Annotated in this window: 17 protein-coding genes; 2 read left to right on the top strand and 15 right to left on the bottom strand. The window is 64.6% G+C overall.

Translation table 11 applies throughout. From position 1 onward, the window contains the following. Nucleotides 1–160: 160 nt before the first annotated feature. The 5 genes from IPF49_02365 to IPF49_02345 all read right to left on the bottom strand — a co-directional run bounded on the left by IPF49_02365 (nt 161) and on the right by IPF49_02345 (nt 6766). The gene (locus tag IPF49_02365; GenBank protein MBK6286490.1) at nt 161–2245 is read right to left on the bottom strand and encodes a TonB-dependent receptor; all 2085 of its coding nucleotides are present in this window, start codon (nt 2243–2245) and stop codon (nt 161–163) included. After that, nucleotides 2229–2417 (bottom strand): hypothetical protein, encoded by a 189-nt coding sequence (locus IPF49_02360; protein ID MBK6286489.1) that lies wholly within the window; start codon nt 2415–2417, stop codon nt 2229–2231. The genes IPF49_02365 and IPF49_02360 overlap by 17 nt, the downstream gene beginning before the upstream one ends. A gap of 51 nt (nt 2418–2468) precedes the next feature. After that, the gene (locus tag IPF49_02355; protein MBK6286488.1) at nt 2469–3923 is read right to left on the bottom strand and encodes a DUF853 family protein; all 1455 of its coding nucleotides are present in this window, start codon (nt 3921–3923) and stop codon (nt 2469–2471) included. Nucleotides 3924–3998: 75 nt separating this feature from the next. Then, nucleotides 3999–5018 carry an alcohol dehydrogenase catalytic domain-containing protein gene (locus IPF49_02350; protein ID MBK6286487.1) on the bottom strand — a complete coding sequence of 340 codons (1020 nt, stop codon included), beginning with the start codon at nt 5016–5018 and terminating at the stop codon, nt 3999–4001. Nucleotides 5019–5203: 185 nt separating this feature from the next. Beyond that, entirely contained in the window at nt 5204–6766 is a 1563-nt protein-coding gene (locus IPF49_02345; GenBank protein ID MBK6286486.1) for a L,D-transpeptidase family protein, read from the bottom strand. 149 nt (nt 6767–6915) lie between these two features. On the opposite strand from IPF49_02345, the gene IPF49_02340 reads away from it, so the two are divergent. Further along, complete coding sequence (locus IPF49_02340) at nt 6916–7482, top strand: YcbK family protein (protein ID MBK6286485.1); 567 nt, start codon at nt 6916–6918, stop codon at nt 7480–7482. Here IPF49_02340 and IPF49_02335 read toward each other — a convergent pair. The 5 genes from IPF49_02335 to IPF49_02315 form a co-directional block, all read right to left on the bottom strand. Continuing rightward, nucleotides 7473–8438 (bottom strand): lysophospholipid acyltransferase family protein, encoded by a 966-nt coding sequence (locus IPF49_02335; protein MBK6286484.1) that lies wholly within the window; start codon nt 8436–8438, stop codon nt 7473–7475. The two genes, IPF49_02340 and IPF49_02335, sit on opposite strands and share 10 nt — an antisense overlap. A gap of 8 nt (nt 8439–8446) precedes the next feature. Beyond that, nucleotides 8447–9097, bottom strand: a complete 651-nt coding sequence (locus tag IPF49_02330) for a sterol desaturase family protein (protein ID MBK6286483.1) — start codon at nt 9095–9097, stop codon at nt 8447–8449. A 28-nt stretch (nt 9098–9125) separates the two neighbouring features. Next, a complete protein-coding gene (locus IPF49_02325) occupies nt 9126–10106 on the bottom strand; it encodes a lauroyl acyltransferase (protein MBK6286482.1) in 981 nt (326 codons plus the stop codon). Nucleotides 10107–10416: 310 nt separating this feature from the next. Further along, nucleotides 10417–12564: a YgiQ family radical SAM protein gene (locus tag IPF49_02320; protein MBK6286481.1), complete on the bottom strand. Its 2148-nt coding sequence runs from the start codon at nt 12562–12564 to the stop codon at nt 10417–10419. Between the two features lie 84 nt (nt 12565–12648). Then, nucleotides 12649–13833 carry a DUF1214 domain-containing protein gene (locus IPF49_02315; GenBank protein MBK6286480.1) on the bottom strand — a complete coding sequence of 395 codons (1185 nt, stop codon included), beginning with the start codon at nt 13831–13833 and terminating at the stop codon, nt 12649–12651. Nucleotides 13834–13964: 131 nt separating this feature from the next. Here IPF49_02315 and IPF49_02310 point away from each other — a divergent pair, with 131 nt between their 5' ends. Then, nucleotides 13965–14693, top strand: a complete 729-nt coding sequence (locus IPF49_02310) for a TerC family protein (GenBank protein ID MBK6286479.1) — start codon at nt 13965–13967, stop codon at nt 14691–14693. A 9-nt stretch (nt 14694–14702) separates the two neighbouring features. Here the strand turns inward: IPF49_02310 and motB are convergent, their stop codons facing one another. From motB to IPF49_02285, 5 genes are all read right to left on the bottom strand, one after another. Next, nucleotides 14703–15674, bottom strand: coding sequence for a flagellar motor protein MotB (motB, locus tag IPF49_02305; protein ID MBK6286478.1), 972 nt, complete (start codon nt 15672–15674; stop codon nt 14703–14705). Further along, entirely contained in the window at nt 15671–16528 is an 858-nt protein-coding gene (motA, locus tag IPF49_02300; protein ID MBK6286477.1) for a flagellar motor stator protein MotA, read from the bottom strand. The genes motB and motA overlap by 4 nt, the downstream gene beginning before the upstream one ends. A 45-nt stretch (nt 16529–16573) precedes the next feature. Next, nucleotides 16574–17452: an HDOD domain-containing protein gene (locus tag IPF49_02295; GenBank protein ID MBK6286476.1), complete on the bottom strand. Its 879-nt coding sequence runs from the start codon at nt 17450–17452 to the stop codon at nt 16574–16576. Beyond that, complete coding sequence (locus IPF49_02290) at nt 17452–18750, bottom strand: EAL domain-containing protein (protein MBK6286475.1); 1299 nt, start codon at nt 18748–18750, stop codon at nt 17452–17454. Before IPF49_02290 ends, IPF49_02295 begins: the two co-directional genes overlap by 1 nt. A gap of 63 nt (nt 18751–18813) precedes the next feature. Then, nucleotides 18814–20121: a methyltransferase domain-containing protein gene (locus tag IPF49_02285; GenBank protein MBK6286474.1), complete on the bottom strand. Its 1308-nt coding sequence runs from the start codon at nt 20119–20121 to the stop codon at nt 18814–18816. Nucleotides 20122–20127 lie beyond the last annotated feature (6 nt).

Below are 20127 nucleotides of genomic sequence, written 5' to 3'. Positions count from 1 at the left end.
GGCCAAGGCTGCACCGTTAAACGAGTGTCGGCACCCCCCCGGTGGCCGGCTGTCTCGCGTGCGATCCGGCGGATGCGCGGCGTCGCGAGATAGGAGCAGGGGCTGCGAAACGACCAGTACAGATCCACGTGCAATGTCATCGGCATATTCTTGACATTATTCAGAGCTGCCAGCCCAGTTCGACGAACAGGCTGCGTGGTTCGCCGACGAAATAGCGGTAATCGCCAAACGCGTAATCGGCACGCTCGGCATAATCCTCGTCGCCGAGATTGGTGACGCGCACGCCGAGCATCAGCGAATGGCCCAACTCGCGCCGCAGACGCAGGTGCAGCAGCTCGTGACCCGGATAATCGTAGGTATCGGTGGGCTCGAGAAAGTAGCGGCCGATATGCTGCCATTCGAGTTCCAGCGTGGTGCGCGGATCCGGGGTCCAGCCCAGGCGCAACGATGCCATCGAGCGTGGCGCCGTGTCGATGTCGCGGCCCTCGATGCTGGTGCCGGGCGCCAATCCCTGCAACGGGGCGTCGTCGGCGTAGCGGTGGCGCGCCAGCGTGCCGTCCGCGCTCAGCATCCAGTGGGGGGCAAGACGCCAGGCAAGCGAATACTCGAAACCGTAGTGCTCGGTGGCGGCGCCATCGACGTTGCGCCTCTCGGAATCCTGGAAAATCACGTCGGATTTTTCCATGTAGTAGCTGCTGAGGTTGTAATCGAATGCGGCCCAGCTGCCGCGCCAGCCGAGTTCGATGCTGTCGATCTGCTCGGAGTTGATATCGGCTGCCAGTTGTCCGCTCTGCAAGCGGTAGAGTTCGGCAGTCTGCGGTGGGCGGAAGCCGTGCGCAATGTTCAGGATCACTTCCTGGCTGGAGGTCAATGCATGGCTGATGCCGGCATTCAGCGACACTTCGCCGAAGGAATCGTTGCGATCCGCCGGGCGCGAATAACGGCAGGGAAGTGGCTGGGCGGGTGATCCGCAGTTGCTGCCGTCATCGCGCGTTGCCCCGTCGAGCATGCGGTTGTCGTAATCGTAGTCCTGCTCTTCGAGACGCAATCCAGCCATCACCCGGGTTGTGCTGCTCGCCTCCCAGCGCAGCTGGGCAAAGGCGGCGCCGTTCAGGCTGTCGACCCGGTAGTCGTAGTGTTTGCCGGTCGGCAGCACGCTCACAGTCACGGCTTCGCGCTGGGTTTCCTGCAGGTAGCTGTCGCTGTACTCGGCGTCGATTCCGGTGCTGAGCAACAGGGCATCGCTCAGAGACAATTCCCAGGCGCTCTGCCAGCCGACACTGCGCAAACCGTTTTCCTCGAGCGGCTGCCCGAGCAGGAAATGCTGCAGGAAGCGCATATCCTGGTAGCGCAGATAGGGGGTGATGGCGAGCGTGCCCGAGGCGCCGAGATCGATGTCGAAGCGACCCTGCCAGCGTGCCGTCTTGTTGTCGCGAAACGCTTCCGGGTTGGGGTTTTCGCGCTTTTCTCCGGAATGCTTGTAGGCGTCCTCGCCAACCACGAAGCCCGCGGTTTCCTGGTTGAGATTGGCGAGGCTGAGCAGCGAGGCGAGGGTCACGCCGGACCAGGCGACATCGTGGCGATAGCTGAGTTTCTGCTGGTCGAAACCGGAGTCGTCCTTGTAACCGCCGTCGTGGGCGGCGTTGATGCTGAGTCGCCAGGCATGCTCGGGATGCGCCTCGCCATAGCTGCCGAGCAGGCGTGCGTATTCGTTTGGGCCGCCCTCCAGCGACAGCGAGGCGTCGCGTGGCGTCTCGGGTGGTGGCATGCTGATCACGTTGATCACGCCGTGCTGGGCATTGCTGCCGTGTACCGCGGTGCCGGGTCCGCGCAACACTTCGATGCGGGCGGCCTGCTCGCCGTTGATTTCGGACAGTTCGTTGACATTGCAGACGCCGGGCGGGCGTATCGGCACACCGTCCTCGGCCACGTAGAACGCTCCGCAGCTGCCGGCCCCGGTGAATACCGGGGAACGGATCGCGGTGAGATTCTCCTGGCCATTGCCGCGGTTGATCCAGGCGCCGGGCACCCGCGCCAGGACCTCGCTGATATGCACTGCGCCGATCATCGCGAGTTCCTCGGCGCTCAGGGTGCGGATACTGTTGCTGAGTTCCGCTGCCGGTACCGAGCTGCGGGTGGCGCTGACCACCAGCGTTTCGAGTTCCTCGGCCGCCGCGACCGGGTTGCTCGATAGCGCGATCAGCGCCAGCAGTGCGTGCGGTGCGGATCTATTGGGTATTCTCATCGATGGTTCTCAATTGTTGAGTCGCCTGCTCCTGTGTCTGCAGCTCGAGCGCCCTGGCCTTGTCGGTCTGTTCCATGTATTGCTGCTCCGGCTTCTGTACCTGGCCCTCGCGGCCGTTCAGGTAGAGAGTCGCCAGCACCACGATGGCCAACACGATCAGCAAGCGAATCATTGGAAACCTCCGTTTGGTCGGGAATGCGCACTCATGTCGGCGGCTTCCGCTTCAGCGCCCACGCAGTATCGAACCCAGCACACCGCGCACGATGCTGCGTCCGAGTCCGCTGCCTATGCTGCGGGCGACGCTCTTGAGCAGTGCTTCCACCGGGCCTTCGCGGGTCGAACGCCGGGCGGGTTCGCGCGCCGGAGAGGCCTTTTCATTGCTTGCCTCGGCGAGTTGGCGCTGCGCGCGCTGTTGCAGGATCTCGTGCGCCGACACCGGGTCATGACTGGTGCGATAACGCGCAAACAAGGCGTCCGCGCCAAGCAGCGACTGGCGCTCGTGATCTTCCAGTGGTCCCATGCGCGAGCCGGGCGGGCGTACCAGGGTGCGTTGCACCACCGAGGGCACGCCACGTTGCTCGAGCACCGATACCAGCGCCTCGCCGACGCCGAGCTGGGCAATCACCTGCTCGGTTTCGAACAAGGGATTGGCGCGAAAGGACTGCGCCGCGACGCGCACCGCTTTCTGCTCGCTCGGCGTGTAGGCGCGCAGCGCATGCTGGATGCGGTTGCCGAGTTGCGCCAGTACGTCGTCGGGTATGTCGCCCGGACTCTGGGTGATGAAATAGATGCCCACGCCCTTGGAGCGGATCAGGCGTACCACCTGCTCGATTCGCTGCATCAGCGCCTTCGGCGCGCCGTCGAACAGCAGGTGTGCCTCGTCGAAGAAGAACACGATGCGCGGGCGTTCCGGGTCGCCGATCTCGGGGAGCTGTTCGAACAGCTCCGACATCAGCCACAGCAGGAAGCTGGTATAGAGCCGCGGTTGATTGATCAGCTCGCGCGCATCGAGAATATTCACGACCCCCTGTCCATTGGCGGCAGTGCGCATCAGATCCGTCAGCTGCACCGCAGGCTCACCGAAGAAGGTCGCGGCACCGGCATTTTCGAGCAACAGCAGGCGCCGCTGGATGGCGGCCACCGAGGGGCGCGAGAAAGCGGCGTAACGGGTGTCCAGCTCGCGCGCGTGTTCGCCAAGGTGCACCAGCGTGGTACGAAGATCGTTCATGTCGAGCAGCAGCAGGCCCTCGTCATCGGCAAACTGGAACACCAGCGACAGCACCGCCTCCTGGGTTTCGTTGAGTTCCAGCATGCGCGAGAGCATCTGCGGGCCGAGTTCGGAGAGGCTGAGCCGCAACGGGATGCCACCCTTGCCATACACGTCCCACAAGCTGACCGGTGCGGCGGCGAACGGGGGCTGGGCCACGCCGATGCGGCTCCAGCGCTCCTCGATGCGCGGATTGGCGACGCCGGGCATCGCCAGCCCCGCGAGATCGCCTTTGACATCGGCGACGAATACCGGCACGCCGGCCGCGGAGAAGCTCTCCGCGAGCCCCTGCACGGTGATGGTCTTGCCGGTGCCGGTGGCGCCTGCCACCAGTCCGTGACGGTTCGCATAACGCAACGGCAGGCTCACGGGGATTTCGCCGGCGCCGATCAGGATGCTGTCATCGTTCAATGCTCGATTCTCCGGCCCGAGGGCTTGCAAACAGTCGCAAGATCGCCGCAGCGGCGTTACACCACGACAAAAGGTTCAGGGTGTGATCATGATCTTGCAATGATCGTTGGGTTGTTGCAGCGTGGCAAACATCGCCGGCAGCGCGTCGAGACCGACCGTGCCGGTTACCAGGCCCTCGGTGCTGATCCGGCCGACAGCCAGCATGCGCAGCACGAACGGAAAATCGTCGAGCTCGTAGGCAAGGTGGAAGCTCATGCGCAGACGCTTCAGCGCGGCAGTCACCACGGTCAGTTGCTCGGGCTGCATGCCGGTGCCGACCATGACAAGGTGCGCGCCAGGGGGCGCCATGTCGATCAGCTTCTGGATCATCGGGCGGCCAACGCACTCGAAGATCACCGTCGGCGCGCGCCCGGTGATCCGCTGGAATTCGGCGACCGGATCGGCGTACCGTGCGGCATCGATAACGATATCCGCGCCAATCCGGCGGGCACGCTCGATGCGTGCCGGTACCATCTCGCTGATGCCGACATCGCCGGCACCGAAGAAGCGGGCCCACTTGGCGACCGCCAGGCCGATGATGCCGGCACCGATTACCAGCACGCTGGCACCGGGCTCGAGCGCCGCACTGCGGCAGGCACCCAGTCCGACCGCCAGCGGCTCGATGGTCGCGGCATCCTGCAGGTCCACCGACTCCGGCAGCTTCATCGCCAGCACCGCCATGCACCGCGTGTACTCGGCATAGGCACCGGGCATGCGCGGGTCGAAGCCCTGCATCAGCATATCGCCGCACTCGACAAAACGGCCCGCCTTGCAGGCCGCGCACACGCCACAGGGGCTCGCGGGCAACGCGGTGAGGCGCTCGCCGATGGCCCAGCCGTTCACCCCGGCACCGATCGCCACCACCTCGCCGGCATATTCGTGGCCGAGCACGTTGCCGGGACTGAGCATTCCCGGTGCCTCGCTCGCGTGCAGATCGGAGGCGCAGATGCCGCAGGCCCTGACCCGGATTACCAGCGATCCCGGCTCGGCGCCGGGCATGGGTCGTTCTTCGATTTGCAGCGGCTCGCCTGCTGCGGAAAAGATGGCTGCTCTCATTTGTGGATCCGATGGCCGAGGGTGCGCGTTGAGGGGGTGTGACTGCCGCTCATTGTACGGGAATCATCTTGATGCGGCATTCCGGCGATGATGCGATTGCCGTTCCCGGGCGATGCAGCTGCGGCAAACACTTCGCCCCCTTGGCTCGGTGCGCGCGGGATCGTTGCAAGCCAGACAAGCCGTCGCTACGCAGCGCCGTCCAACTCATCCAGCGCCTCCAGCAATTTTGCATCCCGCTGGTAGATGTCACGCTTGAGCAGGATGTCGCCATCGTCCTCGATCGCGACTGTCCAGTAGTAGAGCAACACCGGTACCGGGGTATCCAGGGACACCTTGCGGGTACGTTTGCCGGCGAGCGACTCCTCGACCTGCGCCGGCGTCCATCCCTGGCGCGCGAGCAGCAGCTTGGCCAGCGTCGCGGCCTCCTCGACTCGAATGCAGCCGGAACTGAATGCGCGCTCCGACTGACGGAACAGGTCGCGGCTCGGGGTATCGTGCAGGTAGACGTGGTGCTGGTTCGGGAACATGAATTTCACTCGCCCGAGCGCATTGTCCGGCCCCGGATCCTGGCGGATCAGGTAGGGCAGGTTCTTTCCCTGGTAACGCGACCAGTCCACGCTTGCCGGATTCACTTCCTTGCCCTCGAAGGTCAGCACGCGCATCTTCTTGCTGGCCAGATAGCCGGGATTCTTCCTGATTTGGGGCAGGACATCCTGGCGCAGGATGGTGGGTGGCACGGTCCAGGTAGGATTGAATTCCAGGTACTTCATGGTCGCGCGAAAGATCGGTGTCATGCGAAAGGGCTTGCCGACCACCGCGCGCGATCGCAGCAGTTCCTTGCCGTCCTGGACATAGCGCACCGTAAAGCCGGCGATGTCGACCAGAACATAGCTCGCCGGCAGATCGTGCAGCAACCAGCGCGCCCGCTCCAGGTTGATCCGGATCTGATCGATGCGCTGGCTCACCGGCACATTCAGCGCGGTGACGGTTTTCTTGCCGACCACACCGTCGGCATCGAGCTGGTGGCGGGTCTGGAAATGCCGGGTCGCCTGCGCGAGCGCGGTATCGAACAGCTCGCGGTCCGTTACCGGGCCGGGATCGCGAAGATCGGCGCTGGCGCTCAGGCGCTCGCGCAAAGCCACGACCCGCGGCGAGCGATCGCCCGGATGCAGGGTCGGGCCGTCAGCGACGAGCCCCCAGCCGCCGCGCTGTTCGATGGCCCGGTATTGGGCCAGTCCTGCTTTCAGCCGCTGATAGATTTCGCCGTGTGGCGTGAGCCGCTCGAGCAGTGCGGGAATATCCGGTTTGCCGATCGCATCCTCCAGCAGCTGCACCGCGCTGGCACCGAGTTCGGCGTTCTGCAGATCGATCTCGGGGAGATAGTCGATGGCGTCCAGCTTGCCGTGAAAGAGGTGCGCCGCGAGGCGGATCAGTGCATCCGTGCGCAGCGCATCGAAGGCGGCAGAGGTGGTGTTGGAGCCCTGCAGCGCAGCGAGATGGTAATCGCGCGGATTCAGGCCTTCGGCCGCGGCCGTGCCCACCGCCGCGAGCAGTTGCTGACGGCTCGCAGGGCCGTCCCACGCCGCCCGCTGGCCGCGCGTGACATAAAAGGATTGCAGCAGCGGACTGTTGCGGACCAGGGCCCCGGCAACGCGGATACTGCCGTCGCGCTGCAACTGTTCGAGCGTCGCGGCGAGCGTGTCCTGCGCTGCCGCATACTGTGGAAACAGCCAAATCAATAGAAGCAAACGCCAGGCTCTCAACGTAACGGACATGCTTCCTGCTTTACCAATCAAGGATATAGGGTTATTTTGTATGGACCTGCGCAAGTGTCGGTAACCGTTGGTCCGGGCGCACCATAGCATTTTATTCAGGCTGAATCACAACGGGAGGGCTTATGCCGTTTTCTTCCGACAAGCTGCCGTCGGCACCGTGCAAAGGACGTCGTGGCTTTCTGAAAACGCTGGCGGTTGCCGGGTTGATGGGCTCTGCCGGGGCCCGTGCGCTGGTTGCAAACGAGGGCGCGCGCGAACTCGGCTTCCTGAACCTGCACACCGGCGAGCGGCTGCGCGTTCCGTATTGGGAAAATGGCAACTATGTGAACGGTGCTCTCGCGGAGATCAATCATGTGCTGCGCGATCATCGCGCCAACGAGGAGCACACGATCGATACCGCGTTGCTCGATCTGCTGAGCCGTCTGCAGCGCGCGGTCGGCAACCAGCGTTCCTTTGAGGTGATTTCCGGCTACCGCGCACCGGCCTCCAATGAAATGCTGCGTTCGCGCAGCAGTGGAGTTGCCCAAGGCAGCATGCACCTGTATGGCAAGGCGATCGATATCCGCCTGCCGGGTTCTGACCTGTCAAAGCTGCACTCGGCCGCGCGCTCGTTGCGTGGTGGCGGGGTGGGGCTCTACCGCGCATCCAACTTCATTCATGTCGATACCGGGCGCGTCCGTTATTGGTGAGCCGCGCGCACCTGGTCGCGTGCGGCCTTGTCGAGTTCCTTCGGAAAACGTCGCGCGAGGCACATCCATTCACCGGGCGTCGCGCGGATCCAGCGTTCGAAACGCGCGTTCATCTGCTCGGTCATGTCCAGCGCCTGTTCCGGCGCCGGTGCCTCGGGATTGCGCGCCACGATGGGCGCTTCCATCGTGACCCGGTAGCGCGCGCCCGGCAGACGCAGCACGTGCACCGGCACCAGTTGCAGTCCCTGGCGCAGTGCCAGCCGCGCGGGTACCGTGTTGGTCAGCGCTGGATGCCCGAAGAATGGCACCGCCTCGCCCTGGTCCAGGCGAGTGTCGCAGGCAAGCCCCACCGAGCGCCCGGAGCGCAACTCCTCGATCAGGCGCTTGACGCCGCCGTCGCGCGAGATCCAGGTGCAGGGGAGCTGGTCGCGCAACCGGAACGTCAGGTCGGCGAGCAGCGGATTTGACTCGGGGGCATAAAGTGAGGTGAGTGCAAAGTTGTAACGGGCAGCGATGAAGTTGCTGAGCTGCCAGGCGCCGACGTGCGCCGTGACCAGCACCATTGGCGGCTTGCCGGGCCCGATACCGAGGATCGCGGGATCGGCCACGAACTCCATCCGGGCCTCGCGCTCTTGCCACAAGCGCTCGATGAGCACCAGCTCAGCGACCGCGCAACCCAGATGCGCGAACACGCCGCGCTGCAGCTGTCTGCGTTGGGCCGGGTCGAGTTCCGGGAATACGATCGCGAGATTCCGACCCACGTTGTCCCACATCGGCATCAGCGGTCCGATCAGGCCCATCACCCGCATTGCCAGCGCGATGGAGCGCTCGGGCGCGAACTGGCGCAGCAGCCAGGCAATGGCGCGGACGAACAGCGCCTCGACATGCCACGCGACCCGCCGCAACCAGGGCAGGGCGCGGGTCAGGCGCTTTGGTATCAGCAGGTGCTCGGCCACGGCGGATATCAGCGCGCGCGCCGGCCCGGTATCTCCTCTTCGGGATAGGTTCCGAATACCCGGTCCCAGAGCGGTGAACTCACGCCGTAGCGCTTGCCGTCGGCGCCGTAGTGGTGCCGCAGATGGTAGACCTTCAGGAAATGCAGCGCAGGATGCTTCATCGAAAAGTGGTGCGTCCCGTAGTGAATATAGTCATAGACCAGGTAGCCGACGATGAAGAAGGCGCAAAAGGGTTCGATCCACGGCGCCGGCACCACCAGGCGGAACATCTGCCACAGCAGGAACATCACGATCACCGCGCCCGCGGGCGGCATCACCAGGCGGGTCTTGTCGCGCGGCGCATCGTGGTGCACGCCATGGAACATGAACACCAGGTACTTGCCGACAGGACCCTTTGCCGGGTAATGGAACACGAAGCGGTGCAGGCAGTATTCCGCAAGTGACCAGACCACCAGGCCGAGGACCGCGATCAGCACCATTCCGTCTGCGGGCAATTGATGCACCGTGATGCTGCGCCACAGCAACCAGGCGACAACCGGACTCCAGAACAGCAGCGGCACGATCGGATGCACATGCGTCAGCGCCTCCAGGAAATCATTGCGGAACAGGCGGATCGAGGGCTCCTGTGCGCGTGGGGCCGGCTTGGCATGGATTGTCATGGGGAGTATCTCAAAGTTGATGCAGATATCAGGCAGCGCGCGCGCCGTCATTTCGGGTCCGTGAGCCGCCGTATGCTTCCTTCGGCCACAGCCGCTTGGAACAGAACCACTCGCCGGGGCGCTCAAGTATCCATTGCTCGAAGAGGCTGTGGATCTCGTGCGTCATGCGGATCGCCTGCTCGATCTCGTCTGCCGCCGCCGCTGCCGCAGGTGGCCTGATCGGCGGATAAAAGCTCACCCGGAAGCGGGCGCCATGCAAACGCTCGGTGCGTACCGGCACCAGGTCATAACCGAAGCGCAGTGCAAGTCGTGCCGGTATCAGTGATGTCGGCTTGTCGATCCCGAACAGCGCCACTGGCTTGCCGGAGTCGACCCGCCGGTCCGCCACGATACCGAGAGACGAACCATGTGTCAGCGCCCGGATCATCGGACGCATGCTTTCGTCGCGGGTCAGCATTTCGCATCCGAGTCCGCTGCGCCAGTGCCGCAGCATTTCATCGAGCAGGGGATTGGTCGGTGGCGAAAACAGTGCTGCGAGCGGGACGCCGAAGCGGGTAATGGCCGCCCCCATCATTTCCCAGTTTGCCTGGTGCGCTCCGACGAAAATGGCCGGGCGTGCGGGGTTGCGCAGGGTTTCGATATCGCCATGCACCACACATTCCATGCGCCCGGAATCGGCCGGGATGATGGTGTCGAGATGACCGTACTCGGCGAATACGGCACCCGCATTGGCCCAGGCCTCGCGCGCAATGCGTTTGCGTTCGAGCGGTGTTGCGTGGGGCAGCGCGATGCGCAGATTCTCGTCTAGCGCGCGGCTCTTTCTGAAGCGGGGCCCGAATGTGCGTCCGACGGCGGCGCCGAAGCGCGAGGCAAGATCGACCGGCAACAACCGGATCAACCACAGCAAGGCGCCAAAAAACAAGCGATCCAAGCGGTACAACACGCGCTCGACGCGGGTATTGCGCGCACCGAGCCCGCGCATTCCGTGTCCGAGGATGAATCGTGCCATGGCGCGGTGCGGTCTCCGTATACAGGTTCACGGTGAAAGTCTATCGCAGCCGCCAGTGTGCGACACGGAAATAACTGACACCGGAAACGCGGAAGATTTACCCATCGCGATCGCATTGGCGGCGGTCGTGACCGTGTTGAGCGGAGTCATTTTAGCTGCGCAGCCTGCGCCTGCGACCGGTGAGTGTCTGCCGGTGAGCAATCCATTCAGCCTGGCGTCAGCGGTGCAATTCGTCTTGCTCTTTGCAGTGGTGGTGCCCGGAAGAGGTCCTGTGCGCACCCTTCTGGTGCTGGCTACGGCGCGTATCACATCATTTGCGGGTGTAGTGCGCTCCTTGTGGGGAGCGTCTCGAGGCCGCGCGCCTTGCGTGCCGGGCATCCGGGCCTGGCGAGAACCGGGTGCCGGTTCCCGCCGGCTGGTAGTTCGGAACCAGGTGTTTCTTGCCGTTGCCAATCAGATCGGCGCGGCCCATGCGCTGCAATGCCTCGCGCAGCAGCGGCCAGTTCTCGGCATCGTGATAACGCAGGAACGCCTTGTGCAGGCGGCGCGATTTCGCCGCGCGCACGGTTTCCACGTTTTCGCCGTCGCGGCGCACGCGTTTGAGCGGGTTCTTGCGGGTGTGGTACATGGTGGTCGCCAGTGCCATGGGCGTCGGCAGGAACGTCTGTACCTGGTCGAGACGAAAACCGTTGCGCTTGAGCCACAGCGCGAGGTTCATCATGTCCTCGTCGGTGGTGCCCGGGTGTGCCGCGATGAAATACGGGATCAGGAACTGCTCCTTGCCGGCCTCGCGCGAGAAACGTTCGAACATCTCCCTGAAGCGTTCGTAACTGCCGATGCCGGGTTTCATCATTTTCGACAGCGGCGCGTCCTCGGTGTGTTCGGGCGCGATTTTCAGGTAGCCACCAATGTGATGGGTCACCAGTTCCTTCACGTATTCGGGCGAGCGTACCGCGAGGTCATAGCGCAGCCCGGAGCTGATCAGTATCTTCTTGACCCCGGGCAGCTCGCGCGCCTTGCGGTACACGCTGATCAGCGGCGAGTGATCGGTGTTGAGGTTCACGCACACGTCCGGGTACACGCAGGACAGGCGTCGGCAGGCGCTCTCGATTTCCGGTGCCTTGCAGGCCATGCGGTACATGTTCGCGGTGGGGCCGCCGAGGTCGGATATCACGCCGGTGAAACCGGGGCTGCGGTCGCGGATATCCTCGATCTCGCGCAGTATCGATTGCTCCGAGCGGCTCTGGATGATGCGTCCCTCGTGCTCGGTGATCGAACAGAAAGTGCAGCCGCCAAAACAGCCGCGCATGATGTTGATCGAGAAGCGGATCATCTCATAGGCGGGGATGCGTGCAGCGCCATACGCGGGGTGCGGGGTGCGCTGGAAGGGCAGGTCATAGACGCCATCCATCTCGGCCGTCGTCAGCGGCAGCGGCGGTGGGTTCAGCCACACGTCGCGGGTGCCGTGTGCCTGGACCAGCGCCCGCGCATTGCCGGGATTGGATTCGACATGAAAGGTGCGCGAGGCGTGGGCGTAGAGCACCGGGTCATCGCGTACCGCTTCGTAGGCGGGAAGCCGCACCACGCTGCGCTCGCGATCGAGTTTGCGCTTTTCGCGCGGCATGATGCGCAGCGCCTGCAAATCCCCGCCGGGTACCGGTTGGCGGCTGCACGCCGTGGTGTCCTCCCGCGGATCCATCGCGTAGGGATCGGGGTGCTGCACCAGTGGCCCTGGCGTGTCGACTTCCGTGGAATCGAGCTCGGCCCAGTCTTTGTCCGGTCGCCAGTCGCGCTTCACCATGAACGCACTGCCGCGCAGATCGCGGATAGACTCGATGGACTCGCCGGCAGCGAGCCGGTGCGCGAGCGCCACGATGGCACGTTCGGCATTGCCGAACAGCAGCAGGTCTGCCTTCGAATCGGGCAGTACCGAGCGCCGGACCGTGTCCGACCAGTAATCGTAGTGCGCGATGCGGCGCAGGCTCGCCTCGATCGAGCCGACCACGATATTGGCGTCGGGAAAGGCCTCGCGCGCACGCTGGGCATAGACCACCACCGCCCGGTCCGGGCGGCGGTTGGAAGCGGCGTCGGGCGTGTAGGCATCATCGGAGCGGATCTTGCGATCGGCAGTATAGCGGTTGACCATCGAATCCATGTTGCCGGCGGTGATGCCGAAGAACAGGTTCGGGCGCCCCAGCTGGCGGAACGCTTGCGCCGATTGCCAGTCGGGTTGCGCAATGATGCCGACCCGGAATCCCTGCGCCTCGAGCACGCGCCCGATCAATGCCATGCCGAAACTGGGGTGGTCGATGTACGCATCCCCGGTCACGATGATGACGTCGCAGGAATCCCAGCCGAGCACATCCATCTCGGCGCGTGTCATCGGCAGATAGGGCGCGATGCCAAAGCGCTGCGCCCAGTACTTGCGGTAGCCGAAGATGTCGGGTGCGTTGTTCATCCAGCTATCTTATCCGTCCCGCGCCCGCCATGCCCCCCGCAATTCGGGTAATCCTGTTCAAACACCGCCGGACCGCGGCCCGGTTCAGTAACCGAAGCGTTTGAGGATCCCGGCGCGACGCTTCTCCATGCGCCGCGCCCGTTCCGGCGCGTCGATGCGCCGTGCCCCGGGCAGCCGGGTGTCGAGTTCGCTGCGCGGCACCAGGGTGCAATCGGGGCGTGGGTAGGCGTCGGCACCGATCCAGCGGTAGGTGACGTAGCCCTCGCTGTAGCCGGCAGGGTCGAGCCAGTTCGCCAGTCCCGGATCATCATGGCTCACCACCACGACCAGCTCGCCGTCGGCCTCGAGATCGGCGTGATGACAGTTGGTGCTCGCGTGGCGGTAACGGTAATCCATGGTTTCCCACCAGTAATTGCCGAACTCCACGCTCCAGAAATCGGCACGCGGCGGGTGCACGCGGATGATCAGCGCCTGCCCGGGCGGCACCTTCCAATAGGCGATCAGGGGCTCGCCACCCGGTGTTGCATCGATCGCGTTGTCATCGAGCTGGCGGTAGGACAGGAATTGGTGTGGTTGCTTCTGCCAGCGGTCGAGCATGTCGGCCCAGTAGTGCAACGATACGTTGACCCAGCGCGCGGCCCTGGCCAGACCCTCGGCCATGCGTGCCTGATCTGGCGCGGCCGGCGGGCATGGGGTGTCGCAGAGGCGATCGATGCGCGCGCGCATCGGTTCCTCGTTGAGCCAGTCGGCGAAGAACTGGCGGATGGTGACGCGATAGGTTGCGGCATTGGTGGCTATCCAGTTTCCGGCTTGTGGCGTCGGTGCGAGTGTCACGCTGAAGCGGCCCTCGGCATCGGTCACGATATCGGGCCCGAACAGCGCGCCGACTACCTTGCCGCCCCACGGGGTGGCCCCGTCCTCGAGCACCGTGATCGCGAAGTAGCGGGCGCTGCCACGGGTGCCGTGAATGCGGTAGGTATCGCTGCCGTTGATCGGCGCGCCGACATAGAGCGCGTCGCTGTTGTCGCCGCCCTGCTTGCGGATCGGGTCGAAATAATGCAGCAGCTCCGGATGCAGGGGGTCGTTGTTCTCGAGCTCGAATTGCAGGCCGAGCGCGATATTGCGCGCCAGCGCCCGCAACCCGGTGGCCTGGTCAATGGCCGAGGAGGGCGTGCTCGGACGCAACAGCAGTTTGCCGGCATCTTTCAGCTCGTCACAGAAACTGTTCCAGATCTGTTGCGTTTGCGCATGTACCGAGTCGCTCACCATGATCTCCCGCCGCTGGTTTGACAGCCGGCAGTGTAATCGCGTCCTTGCGGCACTGCGAGCCCGGCTATTGCCCGTCGGCACGACTGCGATTAGTCTGCCCTCCGGCGTCGTGATGGAGGAAATGTCGGCACATGTTCGAGTGGATGAGCAGCCCGGAAGCGTGGGTCGCCCTTGGCACGCTGACAGCACTCGAAATCGTGCTGGGTATCGACAACATCGTGTTTCTGTCTATCCTGGTGGGACGACTCCCGCCCGAGCAGCGCGACTCGGCGCGCATCCTCGGCCTGGCGCTGGCGATGCTGACGCGCATCGCGTTGCTGCTCTCGATTGCCTGGGTGTCGCGGCTTACCAAGCCATTGTTCGTGATCCCGTTGACCGAGGAGGGGATATCGGGGCGCGATATCGTGCTGGTGCTCGGGGGGTTGTTCCTGCTGTTCAAGGCCACCTCGGAAATCCATTCCGCGGTCGAAGGGGCGGCCGACGATGCGCAACTGGTGCTCAAGCACGCTGCCTATATTGGCACCCTGGTGCAGATCGCGATCATCGATATCGTGTTTTCGCTCGACTCGGTGATCACCGCCGTCGGCATGGCCCGCGATATCCCGGTGATGGTGCTCGCGGTGATCGCCGCGGTCTTGGTCATGATGTTCGCGGCCAGGCCGCTGGGGGAGTTCATCGAGAATCATCCGACCGTCAAGGTGCTGGCGCTGGCTTTCCTGGTGATGATCGGAACCGCGTTGATCGCCGAGGGCTTCGACTACGGCATTCCGAAACCCTATCTCTACGTGGCGATGGCTTTTTCACTCGGTGTGGAGGTACTCAATATTCGCCTGCGTCGCAACCTCGGGAGTCGCGCCTGATTCCGCGATTCAGGGCCCGGCGGCAAAGGGGTCGGTGGCGGGACTGTCGATGATTGCCTGTGGCGAGGTGGTCTCGATGCTGTTGCCGCGCAGGGCTTCCTCGATTTCCTTTTTCAGTACCAGGATCACGATGCGCCGGTTGCCGGCATCCTGCGGATCGTCGACCAGGCGCGGGATCGAGGCACCCATGCCCTGCACCGTGAGCACCTTGGCGTCGGGGTAGCCGCCATCGAGCAGCGCCCGCCGTGCACTGTTGGCGCGGTCGGCGGAGAGTTCCCAGTTGGTGTAGTCCGCACCCGGTCCGTAGGCGACGGAATCGGTATGACCGTTGATGCTCAGCTTGTTCGGCACCACGTCCAGACGCGGCGCGAGCGCCCGCAACACTTCTTCCGCATAGACCTGCAATTCCGCCTGGCCGCGATCGAACATCGGACGGTTTTCCTTGTCCACGATCTGGATCCGCAAGCCGAGCGCGGTGCGGTCGATGAGGATCTGGTCGCGCAGCTTCATGAACGCGGAATCGTCCTTCTCGAGTTCCGCGCTGAGCTCGTGTTCAAGCTTGTCGAGTGAACGCTGCTCGCGCTCGGCCTGCTCGCGCGCGAGTTCGGCATCGCTGGCCTGGCTGAGGTTGGGCGAATCGGACGGCGGTTCCTGGCTGCGTTCGGGTTGCGTCAGCGGATTGTTCATGTCGATGACACCGCTGTCCGCGCCACCCGGTCCGATCAGGTTCGCGCCGGGGGCGTCGAGCCCGCCGCCCTGGCCGGCCAGCGAACCGCTGGGATCCTGGAAATAGCCCTGGATGGCATTGCGCTCCTCCGGGGTGGTGCTCGCGAGCAGCCACAGCAGCAGAAAGAAAGCCATCATAGCGGTCACGAAGTCCGCGAAGGCAACCTTCCACGCCCCGCCGTGGTGGCCATGCGCGACCACCTTCTTGCGCTTGATGATGATCGGCTGGGTGGCGCCGTCGCCCGGTGCGCTCATGCGGGTTTCTGCTTCACGCGCTCCTCGAGCTCGGTCCAGCCCGGGCGCACTTCATGGAACAGGATCTTGCGGCCGAATTCCACCGAGAGTTGCGGCGGCGCCCCGTTGAAACTCGCCATCATCGAGACCTTGATGCACTCGAAGAACTTGGCCTCCTCGCGCGAGAGGTGCTCGAGGTAAACGCCCATCGGGCCGACCACGCCATAGGACAGCAGGATACCGAGGAAGGTGCCGACCAGCGCCGCACCGACATGGTGTCCGAGCTCCTCGGGCGGACCGCCGATATGACCCATCGTGATCACGATCCCCATCACCGCGGCCACGATACCAAAGCCGGGCAGTGCCTCGGCCACCTTGCCCATGGCGCCCGAAACCAGGTGCGACTCGGCGTGGTGGGTTTCGAGCTCGGCTTCGAACAACGCGTCGAGATCGTGGCTCGCCACGCCGCCGAGCGTCATGACCCGCAGGTAGTCGATGATGAAGTCCATCGAGCCGTGGATCTTGGCCACGCTGCCGTATTTGCTGAAAATCGGGCTTTCATCGGGTGCATCGATATCCTTCTCGATGCCGAGCAGTCCTTCGCGGCGGATCTTGTTGAAGATCTCGAACAGCAGCGCCAGCAATTCGAGGTAGAGCCCCTTTTTGTACGGCGAGGCCCTGAGCAGGGTGCCGGTCGATTTCACCACGCCCAGGGTGACGCTGAGCGGATTGGACATGACCATGGCACCAAAGGCCGCGCCGCCGATGATCAGCAGTTCGTAGGGCTGGAACAGCGCCAGCAGTTCGCCGCCGGAGGCGAGGAATCCGACGACGCATGAAGCCAGCACCACAATCAGGCCAATAAGCACATTCATCGAGCGGGGGTTTCCATTGACGACGAGGGTTGCGCGAGTGCCGGCTCAGGGTATCTCGGCGGCCAGCCTGGCTGCCTCGGCGATGATTTCGGCTTCGCGTACCGTGTTGATTCCGAGCAGTTCGAGACACAACGGCCCCATTTTTTCCCACTCGCAGGTATGGCTGAGACCCGATTCCAGTTGCAGCGCGCGCTCGGCGAACTGGGCGATGGCAATCAGGACCGCGCTCTCCCGCGGGAGGGCAACCGCACCGGCCGCGATCGCGGGGATATCGTGGTGGTGGCGGATGGCGAGGCAACTCTGTTCAGGCAGCCACCAGGTGCGTGCCAGCAGGCAACCGACCACCGCATGATTGGAGGGGTGGTGCTCGAGTTCGATTGCGGTGAAGCAGCGTTCGTTGTTGTCATTGGCCAGACGCAGCGTATCGCCGTAGTCGCGAAAGCGGCGCATCATCAGCGCGATGCCGCAGTCGCGGAACAGCCCGAAGGTGTAGGCATCGCCCGGAGTCACGGAGTCCTCGAGCCCGATACGGCTGCACATCCAGCCGGATATCTGCGCGATGCGCGCCGAGGCGTCCCAGAAGCGCTCCAGCGAGGCAATCTGCGGAAAGGTGCTGCGCAGCACCAGGCCCGTCGCCGCGCGACTCGCGGTGTCCAATCCGAGCGCGAGCAGGGCCTGCTGGACCGTGCGCGCACGCCCGCGCAATCCGAAAAACGGCGAGTTGGCAATTTTCATCAGGCCCGCCGACAGGCTGACATCGGCACTGATGATGCCGGCGAGCCGCCCCGAATCGGGCTCCGGGCGCCGCATCTCGGTATTGATGCGCTCCAGAACCGCCGGGCGTGGCGGAATGCCGATATCACGCACGGCCTCCTCGAGCATGTTCCCGATGTCCTGTTTCGCGGTACTCGTTGCTTCTTTCATCAGCTTCTGCCCTTCAGCCATTGCACGAACGCGTCCGAAGGCATCGGTCGCGCAAAATAATAGCCCTGTACCGCGTCCACCTCCGCTTGCCACAGGGACTCGAGTTGTTCCGGCGTTTCCACACCTTCCGCCACCACGGTCATGCCGAGTTCGCGGCCCAGCTGGCTCATCGCGCGCACCACCGCAAACGCGCGTCGATCGGCGGGCAGCACGCTGGAGAACGCGCGATCGAGCTTCAGCTTGGTTGCGGGCAGATCCTTGAGCTTGGCCAGGCAACTTTCGCCGGTGCCGAAGTCGTCGATCGCGAGCGGGTTGCCGAGCCTGGTACAGGTGTCGATATTGGATTGCACCTCCGCCGAGAGCCGCAGCACCAGCGACTCGGTTACCTCGAGTTCCAGCAGCGCGGGATCGAGATTGGTGAGCAGCAGGGCACCGGCAAGACTCTCGGAGAACCCCGCCGCGTGCAGTTGCGTCGCGGAGACATTCACGGCGATCTTGGTGCGCATGCCCGTGGCACAGAGATCGCGGGCGAACTCGGCGGCGGTGACCAGCGACCATTCGCCGAGACGGGCGATCAACCCGGTTTTCTCGGCGACGCGAATCAATTCATCGGGCCGCGTGGTGCGGCCATTCACCGTGCAGCGCATCAGCGCCTCGGCACCCTCCACGCTGCCGTCGCGGTTGATGATCGGCTGGTAGTGAAGCGAGAGACCGCCGGTGTCGAGCGCATCGTGCAGATCGTTCTCGATCTGCAGGTCCTCGCGCTCGAGGGGAGTGCCGTGGCGCCCGAGCACGCGCTCCTCGCCGGAGAATACCCAGCAGTTACCGCCCTGTTCCTTGGCGTCGTGCTTGGCGCGATCGGCGCGGTGCAGCAGTTCCGCAGCTCCCTCGTCACGTTCGAGAATCGCAATGCCAATCGTCAGTGCCGGGTGCAGCTGTACCGCACCGAGTTCGAGCGGCAGTTGCACCACCGCCATCAATTCCGCGGCGATGCGTGCCGCCTGGTCGCGCGTGGTGCCGGGCGTCAGCAGCACGAACTCGTCGGCGCCGACATGACACAACACGGTGGCGGGGTTGCGGTGCGCCTCGATGCGCCGCGCCACCTGGTCGATGACCTGGTCGCCACCGGCATGTCCGAACGCGCGGTTGATCGACTGGAAACGGTCGAGATCGAGCCACAGGACCGCGAGCGTGGTCGCGCGCTGGCGCGCCTCGGCAACGAGCCGGCCTGCCTCGACCATGCAGGCACTGCGATCCGGAAGCGCGGTCAGTGCGTGTAGGGAGATCGGTATTGGCATTACGGCGTGGCCTTCCGTGTTCCAAGGAGGTTAGCACACGAATACGCGTATCGCCTCGGGGGATCAACCGAACAGCGCGATGGACTCGAAATGGCTGGTCTGGGGGAACATGTCGAGTACGCCGGCGGCAAGCAGTTCGAGCTTGCTGTCCGCGCACAGGTTGCGGGCGTCGCGGGCCAGTGTCGCGGCATCGCAGGAGATATAGCAAAGGCGTCGCGGACGCAGTCTCAGCAGGGTCGGAACCAGTGCCGCGGCACCGGCGCGGGGAGGGTCGAGCACGATCAGCTGGTAGCGCCGGCGGGCCCAGGCGCTGGCACCGGGGTCATGTGCGAGATCGGCACGCAGAAACTCGGCATTGGCGATGCCATTGAGTTGCGCGTTGTGGCGCGCGCACTCGATCGATGCGGCATCGCCTTCGATACCGGTTACCTGCGCCACCCGTCCGGCCAGCGGCAGGGCAAAGTTTCCGATTCCGCAAAACAGGTCGAGCAGGAGATCCGCCGGTTGCGGTTGCAGCAGGTCGCCGACCAGAGCGATCAGCGCACGGTTCACGGTGCGGTTGGCCTGGGTAAATTGCCAGGGCTGGAATTGCAACCGGATGTCCGCGCAGCCGGTGTGGTAGCCGAGTGCTTCGAGCCGTTCTGGCCAGCGGATCCGGCCATCGTTCACGATGCCGATCTGCAACTGCACCGAGTGGGCCGCGCAGAATGCGTGCAGACGTTGCAGGTCGTTGGGATGCGCTGTGGCGCGGGTGCAGCCAAGGGCGAGTGCCAGGCCGGGTTCGCCGCTCGCAAGCCATGCTTCCTGCAGCCAGCCGGGCTGTTCGAGTTCGCCGAGCAGCTGTGCCAGCGGCGCGAGCAACGCGCTTGCCGCTGCCACCAGAACCGGACAGGAATGCAACGCCTCTACACGCCTGGACCCCTCGCGGCGCAAGCCGAGCGTGGGCGCGGAGCCGCGCTCGCCACATTCGATGGCCAGGCGGGCTCTCGCCCGGTACTCCCAGGGCTCGCTCGCTACCGGGTCGAGCCAGCGCCGTGGGCGCAGCCCCGCGATTCGCTCGAGGGCGTCGCCAAGATGTTGCTGCCTGACCTCGAGTTGGGCCACCGGCGCAAGATGCTGCAGATTGCAGCCGCCGCAGCGACCGTAGTGGGGGCAGGGCGGCGCGACCCGTTGCGGCGAGGGGTGGAGGATCTCCAGTGTCAGAGCCTCGTCATAACGGGCGCGGCGCTTGCTGATCCGGTAGCGCACTTCCTCGCCGGGGAGCGCACCATCAATGAACAGCGTCTTGCCCGCAACGCGGGCCACGCCGCGTCCATCATGTGCAAGTCGCTCGACCAGGACCGTGCCCTGCTGCGGAGTCTGGCTGTTCAATGTTGC

The organism is Gammaproteobacteria bacterium, from assembly GCA_016705365.1.
In the GTDB taxonomy this organism is placed as follows: Bacteria; Pseudomonadota; Gammaproteobacteria; order Pseudomonadales; family UBA5518; genus UBA5518.
This window is presented reverse-complemented; position numbering and strand designations above follow the sequence as displayed.

What these genes read in the sequence shown, in the direction of transcription:
- IPF49_02365 (MBK6286490.1), bottom strand. Translation starts at nt 2,245, where the DNA reads ATGAGAATACCCAATAGATCCGCACCGCACGCACTGCTGGCGCTGATC.
- IPF49_02360 (MBK6286489.1), bottom strand. Translation starts at nt 2,417, where the DNA reads ATGATTCGCTTGCTGATCGTGTTGGCCATCGTGGTGCTGGCGACTCTC.
- IPF49_02350 (MBK6286487.1), bottom strand. Translation starts at nt 5,018, where the DNA reads ATGAGAGCAGCCATCTTTTCCGCAGCAGGCGAGCCGCTGCAAATCGAA.
- IPF49_02340 (MBK6286485.1), top strand. Translation starts at nt 6,916, where the DNA reads ATGCCGTTTTCTTCCGACAAGCTGCCGTCGGCACCGTGCAAAGGACGT.
- IPF49_02330 (MBK6286483.1), bottom strand. Translation starts at nt 9,097, where the DNA reads ATGACAATCCATGCCAAGCCGGCCCCACGCGCACAGGAGCCCTCGATC.
- IPF49_02325 (MBK6286482.1), bottom strand. Translation starts at nt 10,106, where the DNA reads ATGGCACGATTCATCCTCGGACACGGAATGCGCGGGCTCGGTGCGCGC.
- IPF49_02320 (MBK6286481.1), bottom strand. Translation starts at nt 12,564, where the DNA reads ATGAACAACGCACCCGACATCTTCGGCTACCGCAAGTACTGGGCGCAG.
- IPF49_02315 (MBK6286480.1), bottom strand. Translation starts at nt 13,833, where the DNA reads ATGGTGAGCGACTCGGTACATGCGCAAACGCAACAGATCTGGAACAGT.
- IPF49_02310 (MBK6286479.1), top strand. Translation starts at nt 13,965, where the DNA reads ATGTTCGAGTGGATGAGCAGCCCGGAAGCGTGGGTCGCCCTTGGCACG.
- motB (MBK6286478.1), bottom strand. Translation starts at nt 15,674, where the DNA reads ATGAGCGCACCGGGCGACGGCGCCACCCAGCCGATCATCATCAAGCGC.
- motA (MBK6286477.1), bottom strand. Translation starts at nt 16,528, where the DNA reads ATGAATGTGCTTATTGGCCTGATTGTGGTGCTGGCTTCATGCGTCGTC.
- IPF49_02295 (MBK6286476.1), bottom strand. Translation starts at nt 17,452, where the DNA reads ATGAAAGAAGCAACGAGTACCGCGAAACAGGACATCGGGAACATGCTC.
- IPF49_02290 (MBK6286475.1), bottom strand. Translation starts at nt 18,750, where the DNA reads ATGCCAATACCGATCTCCCTACACGCACTGACCGCGCTTCCGGATCGC.